The sequence below is a fragment of the Armatimonadota bacterium genome (assembly GCA_028871815.1).
GTDB lineage: Bacteria > Armatimonadota > Chthonomonadetes > Chthonomonadales > Chthonomonadaceae > REEB205.
Genome location: JAGWMJ010000002.1, coordinates 301,689 through 315,708 on the forward strand (window position 1 = coordinate 301,689; position 14,020 = coordinate 315,708).

General features: G+C 63.4%; 11 protein-coding genes. 7 read left to right on the forward strand and 4 right to left on the reverse strand.

Annotated elements, in window-relative coordinates; all coding sequences use genetic code 11:
* The first annotated feature begins 15 nt into the window (after window positions 1-15).
* Together KGJ62_04220 and KGJ62_04225 are read left to right on the forward strand one after the other, a co-directional pair.
* The gene (locus KGJ62_04220; protein ID MDE2125773.1) at window positions 16-1,140 is read left to right on the forward strand and encodes a glycosyltransferase family 4 protein; all 1,125 of its coding nucleotides are present in this window, start codon (window positions 16-18) and stop codon (window positions 1,138-1,140) included.
* Window positions 1,137-2,303 carry a glycosyltransferase gene (locus tag KGJ62_04225; GenBank protein MDE2125774.1) on the forward strand — a complete coding sequence of 389 codons (1,167 nt, stop codon included), beginning with the start codon at window positions 1,137-1,139 and terminating at the stop codon, window positions 2,301-2,303. Before KGJ62_04220 ends, KGJ62_04225 begins: the two co-directional genes overlap by 4 nt.
* 267 nt (window positions 2,304-2,570) lie before the next feature.
* On the opposite strand, the gene KGJ62_04230 is transcribed toward KGJ62_04225, so the two are convergent.
* Window positions 2,571-3,668 (reverse strand): hypothetical protein, encoded by a 1,098-nt coding sequence (locus KGJ62_04230; GenBank protein ID MDE2125775.1) that lies wholly within the window; start codon window positions 3,666-3,668, stop codon window positions 2,571-2,573.
* A 176-nt stretch (window positions 3,669-3,844) separates the two neighbouring features.
* Between KGJ62_04230 and KGJ62_04235 the strand changes: the two genes are divergently transcribed.
* The gene (locus tag KGJ62_04235; protein MDE2125776.1) at window positions 3,845-4,444 is read left to right on the forward strand and encodes a serine acetyltransferase; all 600 of its coding nucleotides are present in this window, start codon (window positions 3,845-3,847) and stop codon (window positions 4,442-4,444) included.
* Window positions 4,434-5,657 (forward strand): glycosyltransferase, encoded by a 1,224-nt coding sequence (locus tag KGJ62_04240; GenBank protein MDE2125777.1) that lies wholly within the window; start codon window positions 4,434-4,436, stop codon window positions 5,655-5,657. Before KGJ62_04235 ends, KGJ62_04240 begins: the two co-directional genes overlap by 11 nt.
* A 4-nt stretch (window positions 5,658-5,661) precedes the next feature.
* Here the strand turns inward: KGJ62_04240 and dgoD are convergent, their stop codons facing one another.
* From dgoD to KGJ62_04255, 3 genes are all read right to left on the reverse strand, one after another.
* On the reverse strand, window positions 5,662-6,840 hold the full coding sequence (dgoD, locus tag KGJ62_04245) for a galactonate dehydratase (protein ID MDE2125778.1): 1,179 nt from the start codon (window positions 6,838-6,840) through the stop codon (window positions 5,662-5,664).
* A 181-nt stretch (window positions 6,841-7,021) separates the two neighbouring features.
* A complete protein-coding gene (locus KGJ62_04250) occupies window positions 7,022-10,066 on the reverse strand; it encodes a chitobiase/beta-hexosaminidase C-terminal domain-containing protein (GenBank protein ID MDE2125779.1) in 3,045 nt (1,014 codons plus the stop codon).
* Window positions 10,067-10,283: 217 nt separating this feature from the next.
* Window positions 10,284-10,670 (reverse strand): DUF302 domain-containing protein, encoded by a 387-nt coding sequence (locus KGJ62_04255; GenBank protein MDE2125780.1) that lies wholly within the window; start codon window positions 10,668-10,670, stop codon window positions 10,284-10,286.
* Window positions 10,671-10,979: 309 nt separating this feature from the next.
* On the opposite strand from KGJ62_04255, the gene KGJ62_04260 reads away from it, so the two are divergent.
* The 3 genes from KGJ62_04260 to KGJ62_04270 all read left to right on the forward strand — a co-directional run bounded on the left by KGJ62_04260 (window position 10,980) and on the right by KGJ62_04270 (window position 14,020).
* Window positions 10,980-12,800: a glycoside hydrolase family 127 protein gene (locus KGJ62_04260; protein MDE2125781.1), complete on the forward strand. Its 1,821-nt coding sequence runs from the start codon at window positions 10,980-10,982 to the stop codon at window positions 12,798-12,800.
* 93 nt (window positions 12,801-12,893) lie between these two features.
* Complete coding sequence (locus KGJ62_04265) at window positions 12,894-13,487, forward strand: sigma-70 family RNA polymerase sigma factor (protein MDE2125782.1); 594 nt, start codon at window positions 12,894-12,896, stop codon at window positions 13,485-13,487.
* On the forward strand, window positions 13,484-14,020 hold the full coding sequence (locus KGJ62_04270; GenBank protein ID MDE2125783.1) for a hypothetical protein: 537 nt from the start codon (window positions 13,484-13,486) through the stop codon (window positions 14,018-14,020). The genes KGJ62_04265 and KGJ62_04270 overlap by 4 nt, the downstream gene beginning before the upstream one ends.

The following is a 14,020-nucleotide window of genomic DNA, read 5'->3' on the forward strand; positions in this document are numbered from 1 at the left end:
CCGGGTGCGCGTGCCATGATCGAGCCACCCACGGATGACGGCGCGGCCGGTCCTGACCACCTCCGCATCCTCCATCTTGCCAGCAGCCTCCGGATCGGCGGGCTCGAGCAGTTTGTTGTGCGCCTTGCCGCGTATCAACGGAGTCAGGCCCAGACATCTGAGATCCTCACGTTTCGTGACGGGTCGCTGCGTGACGCCGCGCGAAGCGCCGGATTGAACCCGGTGGTGGTACAGGCACGTAGCCGCGCGGTTCGCGTGGTCGCAGCGGCAGTGAAGATGCGCCGCTTCCGACCGTCGATTATCCACGCGCACAACCCAACGACGCTTCACTACGCACGGATCGGGGCTCGTGTTGCCGGCGCGGCGCTGGTGCTAACCGATCACGGCCAGGGCGTTACGCCCGGTCGCACAGCCTCCGAATCCGAGTGGCGCTCGGTGCAGGCGATCGCGGCCGTATCCAGCGCCGTGGCGGAGCGCCATGCCGGGCGCCGCGGTTCGCTCGTGCGTGTCATACCCAACGGAGTGGCCTCTTCGGGCTCCAGTCTGAGCCGCGAAGCAGCGCGCGAACGGCTGGGACTGGGTGAAGAATTAGCCGCCATTATTGTCGCGCGGATCGACGGCGCAAAGGGACACGACACACTGCTCCGCGCGCTCGCCCTGCTGCCGCCGGAGAGCCGCGTTCTGGCGATAGCGGCCGGCGACGGCGCTCGGCGCGCCGAAATGGAGCAACTGGCAGCGGAACTGGCGCTGAACGGCGGCCGCATTCGGTTCCTCGGCGCCCGTACCGACGTTCCCGAGCTGCTGGCCGCTGGCGATATCTTCGTGCTTCCGTCGCTGTCCGAGGGCATGCCACTATCGGTACTCGAGGCCATGGCAGCCGGCCTGCCGGTTTTGGCCTCCCGCGTTGGCGGCCTGCCGGACCTGGTAGCCGATGGCGAAACGGGGCGTCTCCTGGAGCCGGGTGATGCCACCCAGCTGGCAGCGGCGCTGCAAAGTCTGGAAGCCTCGCCGGCGCTGCGCATGCAGTGGGGTTGCAATGGCCGGCACAGGGTGGAGAGGCAGTTTTCATTCAGCGCAATGGCGGATGCCTATGGGAGGCTCTACCGTGAAGCGCTGGCGATGCGGTCGCGAGTGGCATGAGGGTGCTTCTTGTTACAAACCTGTTTCCATCAGAACAGGAGCCGACGCGTGGGACATTCACGCTTAACGCTCTAAAGGCTCTCTGTGCTATCGACGACGTGCAGGTGGTCTCGCCGCTGCCCTGGTGGGATACCTGGAAGAGGCCCTCACAGCTTTTCACCACACCGGTGCAGCTGCATGGAGGCGTACGGTCGCACTACCCCACGATGTGGGCCGTGCCGCGGATGCCGGTCGCAAGCGCGGCGGGGTGCGCCGCGTCGATCCGGCCGCTCTGCCGACGAATTCACCGCAGCTTTCCGTTTGAAGTGGTTCTGGGAGTTTGGGCCTGGCCGGACGCAGCCGCCGCGGGCGCCGTTGCACGCGACTTCAACGTACCCGTGGTGGTCAAGGTGGTGGGATCCGACATTAACAGGCTGGCGCAGCGCCCGGACCTGCGGCCGCGCATCGGCAGGGCGCTGAACAAGGCGGCCGCGGTGATAGCCGTGAGCGAACCTTTGCGCCACGCACTCATCGAACTCGAGATACCCGGCGACCGCATTACGGTGGTTCCCGGCGGTGTGAATGGCCAGATGTTCGCCATTGGAGATAGAGCGGTGGCGCGTGACCGCCTGGGGCTGCCTCACGGCGAGCAGATTCTGCTCTACGTGGGCAATTACCGAACAGAAAAGGGTGTGGATCTGTTGCTTGAGGCGATGCGGCTCATGAACACGGAGGGCGAGTGCCCACTGCTGCTGATGGTAGGCGGCGGCGAACTGGAGGCCGTACTGCGATCCCGCGCTGAAGAGTGGGGTATCACCGGGCGAGTGCGATTCTGTGGGCGTCAGCTCCAGAACGACCTGCCGACCTGGTTCGCTGCGGCCGACGCTTTTTGCCTGGCGAGCCGCAGCGAGGGCTGCCCCAACGTGCTGCTGGAAGCCATGTCATGCGGCAGGCCGGTGGTTGCCGCGGCGGTGGGTGGCATCCCCAACATGGTGACGCAGGATACCGGCATTCTGGTCTCACCGGAAAAGCCCGACGAGTTTGCTGCGGCAATACGAAAGGCGCTTGCCGCGGAGTGGACGCCGGAGCGTATACGTGCGGCCGGCGCCGGACGCACGTGGGAGGAAGTTGGCGGTGAGATTCACGGGGTCCTCCAGCGGGCCGTTGCCCAGATGCGCGGATAAAGGCCGGGCCGGGAACTCCGACGGACTGCGGCCGCCGCACTCTGCTTTTGCTGCGGGACTCGGATCATCCCTGCGCTGCGGCGTTTTCGCCTTTCTGGCGCTGTGGCGGCGCCATATCGCGAACTTCACTTTCGATCGACGGGCGACGCGCTGCCTCGAGCGTGGGTGACGGGGTAGGAGACGCTTGCGGCAGGCGCGATCCCATAGGCCCACCAGACCGCCCCGGCCAGCCGGGACGTGGCGCGGTCGGCGCCGATTGACCTGGCGTTACCCGGCAAACGCCGGCCTCTGCAGCACGGCATCCCGCAGCGATTCCACTGGTCCCGGCAGGTCCAGTTCCGTGGCGCGAATGACGTTGAACATCTGCCGGGCGGTCACATAGTGGATGCGATAGCCGCTTCCCGGAGCAGTCAACTCCCCCGCAGCGGTGTAAAGCGCGTCCAGGTCGCTGCCAAGCAGCATCTCGCGATTGGCATCCGGTGCACCGTGGCAGTGCAGCTTGATGAATAGACGGTCCGGGCGGCCCATCACGTGAATGCCGGCTCCAAGCCATCTCGAAATGCGGTCGCGCTTGAAGCGGAATGTTGCAGCCAGGTCGCCGTCATCCATGCCCAGCTTGAGCCTTCCGGAGTTGGCATCAGCGTATGGCGTCAGCGGTCCGCTAACGATCATCAGTCCCGGGGGCGGCGCATGGCCACGCCTTGCACGGACGCCACGATCATGCGGCTTTCCCGGACGGGCGCCGGCATGCGCATAGAAGATGCTGTTGACCTGGCGCGGCTGCGAGGTCTTTTTCCAGGCCGGGAAGGTGAAATCTGCGTAGCAGCCTTCCTCCCACAGCACATCGGTTTCGTTCTGAACACCGCAGTAGTTCCGGCCGGCCTCGATCCGCGAGTTGTTTAACGCCCAGTTGCCGTGGATAAAGGCGAATGCCGGCTTGCCGTCGGGCCAGCGCGCCAGCGCACCGCCTGCGGTGTAGTGGCCGATTGCCTGCTGCAGCTTCTGCCGCAGACCGGCTTCGGTATCGTTCTCGTGGTGGAGATGGATCTCCACCTCGGCGTTCCCAGCGCGGCAGAAGTCACAGATCTGTTCAAAAGCGCCCGGTTCAAACTCATCCCATGGATAGAAGAGGGTATGAGCCGGCATGCAGCCGGCTGAGTCACGATGGGCTTTGCGTATGCGCGGAAACCGCTCCAACCAATCTGCGGTGCGCCGGTACGCAATATCGTCGCTCGCGCCGCCCATGTGCGGTTCAAAGTGGTCAACCGTACACAGAAGCAGGTCCGTCGGAGGCGCAGGACGGCGGCGGCAAATGGAAAGAGCGGCCCGGAACGCCGTTTCCAGCGGATAGAGTGCGGCAGACAACTGACAAACCCTTTCGTTCGGCGGCCCAATCCTTTCGGCGTCGGCGCATCATAATGCGTCCTCTGTTTACGCACGGACGTGCACGCAGGGCCGCAGCGAAGCACGTTTCATTTTAGCGTATTGCCTGCAAATGCGGCTGCGGCGCATAATGGTGCACGCCGCAGCACTTGCCGGCGATGCCTCCCACTATGCTTTCACTTATTCGCAACGATCTCCGTCGCAAAGCGCAGATCTTCGGCCTGCGTCCGGGACCGCTAGCTTTGGTGCGCATGCTTTTCTCCGACGGCACAACCGCCCAGGTGCTGTACCGCATGACGCAGTACTGCCATAATCACCATCTCAAGCCGGTTGCGTTCCTCCTCTACCGCATCAATCATCTGGTGGGGCACTGCGTCATCGGGCGCGGCGCAGATTTTGGTCCGGGCCTTGCGATTATGCACAGCGTGGGACTTGTGGTGAACACACGCGTGCGTGCCGGAGCCAATATCATTCTGGAGCACGGCGTTACCATCGGTGATGCCAAGGGGCGCGTGCCGGAACTCGGGGACAATGTGTTTGTAGGCGCCGGCGCCAAGGTCATCGGCGGCGTGCACGTCGGCAGCGACGTGAAGATCGGAGCCAACGCCGTGGTTGTACATGACGTTCCGGATGGCGCCACCGTGGTCGGCATTCCTGGCCGCGTGGTCCGCATGTACGGCAAACGGCTGGCCGACGCGATGCCATCTGCGCCAAACGATGCGGATGTCGGCATTCCGGCGGTGACCGATGAACGATAAGCCTCCCTGCCGGGATATTGTCTGCTTTGCCAAGGATTGGTTCGAGGATCCAACTAGCTGCAACCATGTGATGCAGGAGCTGGCCAAAACGCGGCGCGTCCTGTGGATCAACAGTATCTCCACGCGTGCGCCGAGCCTGACCAGCGGACGCGATGTTCGCAAGATATTCCGCAAGCTCGGCAGCTTCCTCAAAGGTCCGACGCGCGTGAGCGACAACCTTCTGGTGGCAACTCCAATCGTGATACCCATGCACGGCAGCGCGCTGGCGAAACGCATCAACCATTGGCTGCTGGCGGGAATGGTGCGCCGCCTGTCACGCAGAATGCACATGCGCGAGTACGAGGTTTGGACCTTTGTGCCCACATTTGCCGAGTATCTCGACCTGGCGGCCGGCAGGCCGTTGATCTACTACTGCACCGACAACTGGAAGGCCTTCAGCTCGATGGATGGCATCTCGATTGCCGGCATGATGGAGCGCACGGCGCGCAAGGCCGATGTGGTGTTCGGCACCTCCAGTGCAATTGTCAGGATGCTCAGCCAGCTTCATCCGGATGCAAGGCTAGCCCCACACGGCGTGGACTACGCGCAGTTCTCGGCTGCTCTCAGCCCCAGTACCGTTGCGCCAGCCGACGTGGCCCAACTCAGCCATCCGGTCCTGGGTTTTTACGGTTTGATTGAGGATTGGATGGATCAGGAACTGCTTGTCTGGCTCGCTGAACGTCATCCGGAGTGGAACATCGCGCTGATTGGGCGCGTTTGCGTGGACGTTTCTCGTATGGAGTCGCTTTCCAACATACACCTGCTTGGGCGCAAGCCGCATTCAGAGCTGCCGGCCTACTGCAAAGCCATCGACGTTGGCCTCATCCCCCACATCGTCAACGAATTGACCACGCACATGAACCCGATCAAACTGCGCGAGTATCTCTGCGCGGGTCTGCCCGTAGTCGCCACAGACCTACCGGAAGTCAAGGCGTATGGTGAACACTGCGCCACGGCGGCGGATTACGAGGCATTCGAGCGCGCCGTGGTCAGCGCGCTCAGCAAGGGATCGCCGGCTGAGCGTGCCGCTCGCAGCAGGGCCATGGCCGACGAAACCTGGCCGCACAAGGTTGCGGACCTGCGGCGGATAATCGACGAGCGCTGCCCACCACCGGCGCCCGGAGAGTCCGGCGGCGCTGCCGGGCGCGGTAGAGCAGCAGCCGGCGCCCGCTAGCGCTCTACCAGTCTCCTACAGCGCCGTCGGCGTAAAACACCCTCTGCGGCAGCTCCTGCTCAAAAGGATGCTTCGCTACTTCAGCCTCATTGATCTCGACTCCCAAACCCGGACGATTACCGGGAGCAACGGTGCGGCCCCGCGTTTCCACAACGAAGCCCTCGCTCACGACATCGGCGCGCCACGGCACGTCCAGGTGGACAGCCTCGCAGATAATGTATCCGGGTGTGGCAAACCCAAACTCCAGGGATGCCGCCGTACTGACCGGACCTTGCGGGTTGTGCGGCGCCAGCGAGATGCGGTACGCCTCGGCCATGGCTGCGATCCTGCGCGCCTCACTCAGGCCGCCGCAATGAGTGATGTCCGGCTGAATGACGGCGCACGCGCGCTTCTCAAATAGCTCACGGAACTGGTGCTGCGTAATCAGCCGCTCGCCCGTTGCAATCGGTGTGCTGACCGCACGAGAAATCAGGGCGATGTCATCCATCGTCTCAGGCCAGCATGGCTCCTCAAACCAGTAGAGGCCGTACGGCTCCAGTGCCCTGGCGAAGAGCAGACCCATCTGCGGGGAGGGCCTTGCGTGGCAATCCACCATCACGTCGATGTCTGGCCCAACGGCGTCACGCATCGCCTTCACGCACGCCTCGGCGTATCGAACCGGCCGCTGCCCTTCCAGCGGCATCGTCCACGGCACCGCCATCGACTTGAACGCGGTAAATCCATCCTCGACAGCCCTGGCGGCCAGCTCGCCAAAACGGGCGGCATCCGCGTTGGATGTCTCGTAAAAGTCCTCCATGCGGCCGCCACCCAGGTGGCAATAGGTGCGAACAGTATCGCGGACGGGCCCGCCCCAGAGCTTGTGGCAGGGGCAGCCGTGAACCTTGCCCATGATATCCCAGAGGGCGATGTCGATGCCGCTGATCGCCGTGCCGCGCACGATGCCGTTTCCGTGCCAGAAATGCTGCCGGTACATCATCTGCCACAGGTACTCGACGCGGGTAGGATCTTCACCGATCAGCAGCGGTTCGAGGTCCTTGATGGCGCCGACCACCGCCCGTGTGTGCCACTCCAGGGTCGCTTCGCCCCAGCCGTAAAGCCCGGGCTGATCCGTGAGGACCTTGACGAAAATCCAGTTGCGCATTCGCGCATTGCAGACAAGAGCCTCGATGCCTGTAATCTTCATGAACTCCGCTCTCCGGGCGACCCGCCGAGCTGTGCCTGGCGTCGGCCACAAGTTACTACTTTCGGCAGGTTACGCGAGGAATCCCCTGCCGCTCGCTGGGTCGCGGCGCGCGGCGGCGTCGCGGGCATGGCGCAAAGCAGGTTCGGTTGATGGAAACCGCGCGCGCCCGCGAACCTGTGCCTCAGTTCGGCAGCACTTCCACGGCGTTGACGATCGGCGTGCCGTCGGGCACGTTGGTACCGTTCGAAAACGTGATGGTGATATTGCCGGTGCTGTCGGCCGTTGCGAAGAACTCCGGCGCTACGGCACGAAGCGGTCCGCCGGCAGCCGCTATCACATCGTAGTTGTTCAAAACGCTGCTGCCGTTGATCGCCACGCTGAAGAGCCGGATGCCGCTTACCGTGTAGTAGAGTTCGGCAAAGTGCAGCCGCACGGTGTAGAGAGCGCCAGGCGTGAGGTTAGGCAGCGTATACGTGATGTCGCCATACGACTGCGTCTGGTAAACCGCCTCGGGCGCCGCGTTAGACACGCCGCCGGTATCGACGCTGCTGGAGGTGGAGGTGGGCGTTCCGCCCGTGGAGTCCTCGTCGGCAGAGTAGGGAGCGACCGCTCCGCCGCCGGAGTTGATCTGGTAGGCGGCCGGGTGCCGGTTCAGCAGGAACTTTGCGCGGGCAGTTTCGCTTGTACTCGACCCAACAAAGGCACGCGCACGCACGGTACGGGTTGCCGTGAGCGTAAACGGGCTGGAGTAGATTGTGGACTTGATGGTCGGCACCGTACCATCGGTGGTGTAATGGATTGTCGCGCCGGGCGTCTCCTCCGTCATCGAAACCTGTACGGACGGATCAAAGCTGCCGCCCGGCGGACCGATCACCGGCGTATCGACGTGCAGTGAGAAGAGCTGACTCTGAGGAACCGGCGCCATGGGGTCCGCGGCATCCGCCCAGGAAAACTGCATCAGCGAGCCGCCGCCATCCTGGTAGTACTCAATGGTTACCGGATACTGGGTGCCGGCGTGGACGTAGACACTGGCCGTATCCACCGTGGGACCATGATCATTCCAGTCGTTGATCACTTCGTTGTGGTTCCAGAAGAGCCGCACGCCGTCGTCGGAGAGCGTTTGCAGCGTTATGGTTCCGGTTACCTCGGCCTCAACTCGGCCGTACCAGCGCGCCGACCACTGCGTCTGCCCAACGCCGGGCGCCGGTGAGTTGCCGTTCCAGTTGAAGTTCACTTGCGGATCGACGCGAGCGAGCACGGGGGTGGTCAGCGTCATGTCGCTGAAGTAGGTTGCCCACAGGCCGTCGCCGTTTGCCGGGCCGATGCCGATCCGGATTGGGGCTTCGGTGATTCCGCTCGGAACCAGCCCGCTTGCGAACGCCCGCGCCTTTACCAGTTTCGTGGAGCTTACCGTGAAGGCGCCAACGTAACGGTGTGACACGGATGTTGGTGTACTGCCATCGGTGGTGTACCGGATAGTTGCGCTGGGAGTTGCATCCGTAATGCTCACGCTCACCGGTCCGGTAAAGTTTCCGCTTCCGGGGGTGATCACCGGCGCGATGGCAAAGCGGGCAGGCCCGTATACCCCTACGGCGAATTGGGCCGGTACATATACCTTTCCGTTTGCAACCGTAGGCACCGCAAACTTCACATAACCGCCGGGATCGTCGCGGCCGCTTGTGGCGCCGGAGTTGTACAGTTCGTTAGTCAGATTCGTGGCATCATACGCGTGCAGGTTGACGTCGCCATTGCTGCCGTTTTCCAGCGCCCACACGATGCCATTGGTGTTGCCCCATGCCGACACAACGGGTGTCGCGCCGGGATACTGGTACGCCTCGGGCGAATAGGACGTGGGTGTGGCGCTGATCTGCGCTGCGCTCAGGCTGAACGCCTTCACCAGGTCGCCTGCGCCGCAGTAGTACAGGTTGCCGTTCCAGTAACTCGGGCCGCTCCAGGTTCCGGCAATCTGATACGGGACGGTTTGCACAATCTGGCTGTCGCTGCCGCCGGTGTTGTAGTGGCCCATCGCATCCCGATTCACCAGGTAGATCTTGCCTTCCTTACCGCAGCCGACCATCAGGTGTGGGTAGGTGGCGCTTCCGGCGGCATCCGGAAGCACCAGGCAGCCGCCCGATCCAAGGTCCGAATCGGAGCGGTTCAGGCCGTCCTGGTCGTACGGAGTGAAGTAGTCCGTGGCGGATAGGATGCCGGCGCCGGGTGTCAGCTTGACCATGCTGTCGCCGTAGTCGATGCCGCTTCCCAGCGAACTGTCCACATCAAACGTCCCGTTCCCGGTGAGGAAGTAGATACTCCCGTGGGGTCCGGACGCCAGGCCGTCGCCGCTCTGCCAGATTCCGCCGCCGCCGATCGGATACCCGCTGGGATCGGTCAGGCCGTTTGGTGTGGTGCAGAAGATCGACGTTTGCGCCAGCGTCGATTCGTTGTAACCCACCACCCAACCATGGTACGGCGTGTTGTCTCCGTGCGAAGCGAAGCCGATGTACACCACGCCGTTATCCAGCAGCAGCGCGGGCCGGTTGTGGTGGCGCAGCGGGTCGAGGCTCACCATCCCTCCGCTGCTGCCGTCGCCGATGCCGGGAACCTGGGCAGTGATGACCACTGGGCTCCCGGGCCGCTCCTGGCCCGTCAGAATGTTCAGGGCGTGCAGCCGCTGCACGTAGGTGGTGACGCCGCCGCTGGTCTCTTTGGTCTTCGCCTCAACATAGATCGTACCGGTGCTTGTGTCGATCACCGGCGTGCTGGTTATACCGATCTCGGGAACCAGATCGCCACTGCCGGTATCGCCACTGGGAACGGTTGTGACATTGGGCGGATTGATGAAACTTGTGCTCCAGAGGGGCTGTGAGTTCGATCCGATCCGCTTGTCGGCATCGAAGCAGTAGACGCTGTCGTGCTCGGTCGCAACGAAAATACAATTGTGATAAGCCCCATTTACAGTGAGGCCCGACATATAGAGTGGTTGGGCATAGACATACCCATCCACCGGCAATGTGAACACCAGACCAAAGCTGTTCGCCGTGACGTTTGCCGGCGTCAGCTTCTTCTCGTGGGTGTTGGCGCCGGTGCGCTGGTTGTTGCCCATTCCGGTCGAGACGTAGATCTGGGCCCGCGCGCTGCGCGGCACAGCCGATAAAGCGCAGATGGCGGCGAACACGATCGCCGATTGCGCAAGCGCGCAAATAGGCCCGCGGTGGATTTGACTCATAGTTGTCGCTCCAGAATCAGGCGGCGCCTTTGTGGGGGTGAGCGCGCGCCGGCCGCCCTGGGAGGCCGCCCCGCGGTCGCCCACAATCGCCGGCAGCTGCCGGGTCAGGCAGCTGCCACTCCTACGGTATGGACGTGGTGAAAAGCACGAAGCGCACAGGCAATATCGGTATACGCTTCAGGCGCCGCGCACTTACGACGCGCCCGATACCAGTTCCTCACCGGGCCTCTTCAACGATGCGGATCACGGCCGCTTCAACCGCCTGTGCGGTCTCCTCGATCCCCGCGCGTGGAAACAGCGACGTCAGTGCCGAGGGCAGCATCGTGCCGATGTGCGTCCGGCCGTTCTCCGCGTAGATGCTGATGGGGCAAGGAAGCATTAGCGCAAGGCGCACATCTTTTGCCAGTACTTCACTGGCGTACTTCGCGTTGCAGATTTCCACGACAGTAAGCGGCTCACGTGGGAATCCCTTTTCGGCAAGCGTGGCGGCAAAGTCGTGCGTGTGCAGAACCCGAAAGCCGTTTGCTGCCGCTGCGCGCTCCACCGACGCTACCGCATCGTCGAAGCCCCTGTCCGTCGGCACGGTGTAGTCCAGTGCATCCATGGTTTCGCATCCCTTCAACGGTCACTCTATCAGCAACGGCGTTGTCAACCTACAGACGGTCATTTCAATCTACGGCTGAGCCAGCGAGGACGTTGCCGTCGGCGCCCCTTATTCGCCAACATACCCTCACGGCTCCATTCTGCCACGCGCCGTATCGACCCGGTACGTGAAGCGGACCGCCTAAGCGCCGGCGGGCACCGCGCATGGCCGGTGCCGGTACACTGATTGCGGGCCACTGTGGCCGGGCCGGCAGCTCGTCGCCGGCGCCAGCCGCGCCCCGGCGCGCGCACGCTCTGAAAGGCTCATGCGATGCAAACCCTGCGCAAACTCTCGCTGTTGGCGCTCTTCATCGTCCTTCTTCTCCCGTCGCAGAGCCCGCCCGCGGCGAACAAAGGGAATCTGAGCACCGAACCTCACCCGCGGTCCGGAATGCTGCAACCGTTCCGATATCCGGATGTCATGCTCACCGGCGGCCCACTGGATGGGCAGGCAAGCGGGGCAAAAAGTCTCTATCTCGGCCTGTCGAACGACAGCCTGCTGAAAGGCTTCCGCCAAAGGGCCGGATTACCTGCACCGGGACGCAACATGGGCGGCTGGTACGACCCTGGTGGCTTCGCCGCGGGCCACTCGTTCGGACAGTACCTCTCCGCGCTGGCGCGGTACTACGCCAATACCCATGACAGCAGATTCAAGGCGAAGGTGACGGAACTGGTTCACGGCTTCGACCAGACGATAGCACCGGACGGCTTCTTTTACGCAACACAGCAGGTGGCGCGCGACTGGCCGGACTACGTGTACGATAAGAACTGCACCGGGATGCGCGACGCCTGGAACCTCACCGGCGATGGCGAGGCGCTGGTGGTGCTGAAGAAGATGACCGATTGGGCGTGGACGAACCTGCCGCGCCGGCACGATGAGTGGTATACGCTACCGGAAAACCTGTACAAGTGCTATGCGCTGACCAGAGATCCGCGGTACCTCACCATGGCGCGCCAGTTTGACTACAGTGCCGATTTCTACCAGCCGCTTGCCAACGGCATCAACGCGTTTACACCCAACCGGCACGCCTACAGCCACGTGAACACGCTGGCTTCCGCCGCCCGGGCGTACCAGGTTACGGGCGACGAGACCTACTTCAGGGCGATTCAGAACGCGTGGACTTTCCTCACCACAACCCAGATGGTTGCATCCGGTGGATGGGGACCCAACGAGCGGTTCGTAACTCCCGGCGCGGGCAAGCTGGCCGCATCGGTCACCGCGACCGGCGCCGCTTTCGAAACGCCGTGTGGCTCGTACGCCACGGTGAACCTCGATCGGTACCTGCTGCGCTTTACCGGCGATGCAAAGTACGGCGACAACATGGAGCGCGTGCTCCTCAACGGAATGCTTGCCGCGCTGCCGGAACAGCCGAGCGGACGAACCTTCTACTACTCCGATTACCGACCCGGCACAAAGAAGGCCTACTACCGCGACGCGTGGCCGTGCTGTTCCGGCACGTACGCCGAAATCACCGCCGACTATCCGCTGGATGTCTACTTTCACACCGCCGCCGGCCTCACCGTAAACCTGTTCACGCCGTCAACGGTTCAGTGGCGTGTGCGGGGATCCAGTGTGTCCGTATCCCAGGCCACGAGTTTTCCCACGTCCAACCGTGCCGGCTTTACCGTTCGGTGCCGGCGACCCACCCGGTTCGCCCTGCAGATCCGGGTGCCGCAGTGGGTTTCCGGCCCGGTCACAGCGAGATTGAACAGCCGCCTGATCCATCCAAAGGCAGTTCCAGGAGCCTTTCTGGAGGTTAACCGCCTATGGCACGACCGTGATACGCTCACAGTTACCCTCCCGATGGCGCTTCGACTGGAACCCATCGCGCCCGAAACTCCACAGCTCGCTGCCCTGATGTACGGACCGGTGCTGCTGGTTGCTATCTCGCGCGGCGCGGTTGTTCTGCCGGTTTCCGGTGCCGGGTCTGTTACCATGTTGAAGCGCGTGCCTGCCGCGCCGCTAACATTCCAGACGGCAGATGGTTCACTCACCTTCCGTCCCTTGTACCAGGTGCGCAGCGCGCACTACACCACGTACCTGAACGTTCAGCCCGGCCAGCGTGTGCGGCTCCGTCCGAAGTCATCTTGACGGCCGCCGTCGACCTGTAGGCCACCCGGCGGTCACACCTAACAAATCCCCAGAATGCGCACGTCTAACGCTGTAGTACGCTTACGGCGCCCAATGGAAACCACCTTACAAACCCCGGCCCGGGTAACACGGATGCACGAAACCTCGGATGTACCGAAGTCGGAATCCGGCGAAATCGAACGGGCGCGAAATGGCGATGAGCTCGCCATAGCCGTGCTGGTGGACCGCTATAGAGCCAGGGCGCTTCGGTTGGCCGCTGCAATCCTGCGCTCCAATGATGAGGCGCAGGATGTGGTGCAGGTTGCCTTTCTGCGGGCATTCGGCACGTTAGGCACATACCGTGGCGATGGCGCCTTCTTTACGTGGCTCTACCCGATAATCGTACGCACTGCGCTGGATCGGCGGCGGACAGCGTGGTGGCGTCGCCGGGCGGCGCCGCTTCAGGAACGCGACGCAGCCGCGAGTTTCGAGAATGCTTCCGATGCGCGAATTCTCGTGGAACAACTGCTCGACGCCCTTGACGCACCGATGCGCGCGGTATTGGTTCTGCGAGAACTGGAAGGGCTGGAGTACGAGGAGATCGCCATCGCGCTCCGGATCCCGGTTGGTCGTGTAAAGTGGCGCCTGCACCGGGCTCGAGCGCTATTCCGCGAGCTCTATATGAAGGAAGTGGGTGGACCGGCATGAATCAACAGGAAGAAGAGCAGAATCTGCTCAGGATGCTGCGGGAGGGTTTGCGCGAAGTCCCTCCGCCCGATGTCGGCCGCAGAATGGCGGCGGATGTCGTCGCGGCCCTGGCAGCACAATCATCACGCCATCGGAGCGTCGACCGGCGAACGCTCCGACCGGTTCTTCAGTCGGGCCTGATCGCCGCAGCGCTCAGCCTGGCGGTGACCCGTGCGTGTATCCCCGGACTCCTTGCTGCGCCGCCTATCGCGCTGCCACCGATATCGGTCGGATCCGGTGGCTTGACCGGAACTGCGATTGCCGAGCAGGAACGCCTGCCGGGTGAGGCGTTCCAGGTAAACAGCTTTGTGTACGCGACGAGCCTCTTTCCAGAATCGGCCCAGGCTGCCGGCCCCGTGCTGACTTTACAATCGCCGGCGCGCAAGTCGCCGTCTGGCCAGCCGGCGCCGGAGCCGCCGCACATGAAGAACCACCGGCGTGGCTATGGCATGACCGTGCCGCATGCAAGCGGCGAACCGCAAAGGGAGAGCTGA

Coding starts and splice junctions, on each gene's coding strand:
- KGJ62_04250 (MDE2125779.1), bottom strand. CDS start 10,066: ATGAGTCAAATCCACCGCGGGCCTATTTGCGCGCTTGCGCAATCGGCG.
- KGJ62_04220 (MDE2125773.1), top strand. CDS start 16: ATGATCGAGCCACCCACGGATGACGGCGCGGCCGGTCCTGACCACCTC.
- KGJ62_04260 (MDE2125781.1), top strand. CDS start 10,980: ATGCAAACCCTGCGCAAACTCTCGCTGTTGGCGCTCTTCATCGTCCTT.
- KGJ62_04255 (MDE2125780.1), bottom strand. CDS start 10,670: ATGGATGCACTGGACTACACCGTGCCGACGGACAGGGGCTTCGACGAT.
- KGJ62_04225 (MDE2125774.1), top strand. CDS start 1,137: ATGAGGGTGCTTCTTGTTACAAACCTGTTTCCATCAGAACAGGAGCCG.
- KGJ62_04235 (MDE2125776.1), top strand. CDS start 3,845: ATGCCTCCCACTATGCTTTCACTTATTCGCAACGATCTCCGTCGCAAA.
- dgoD (MDE2125778.1), bottom strand. CDS start 6,840: ATGAAGATTACAGGCATCGAGGCTCTTGTCTGCAATGCGCGAATGCGC.
- KGJ62_04270 (MDE2125783.1), top strand. CDS start 13,484: ATGAATCAACAGGAAGAAGAGCAGAATCTGCTCAGGATGCTGCGGGAG.
- KGJ62_04265 (MDE2125782.1), top strand. CDS start 12,894: ATGGAAACCACCTTACAAACCCCGGCCCGGGTAACACGGATGCACGAA.
- KGJ62_04240 (MDE2125777.1), top strand. CDS start 4,434: ATGAACGATAAGCCTCCCTGCCGGGATATTGTCTGCTTTGCCAAGGAT.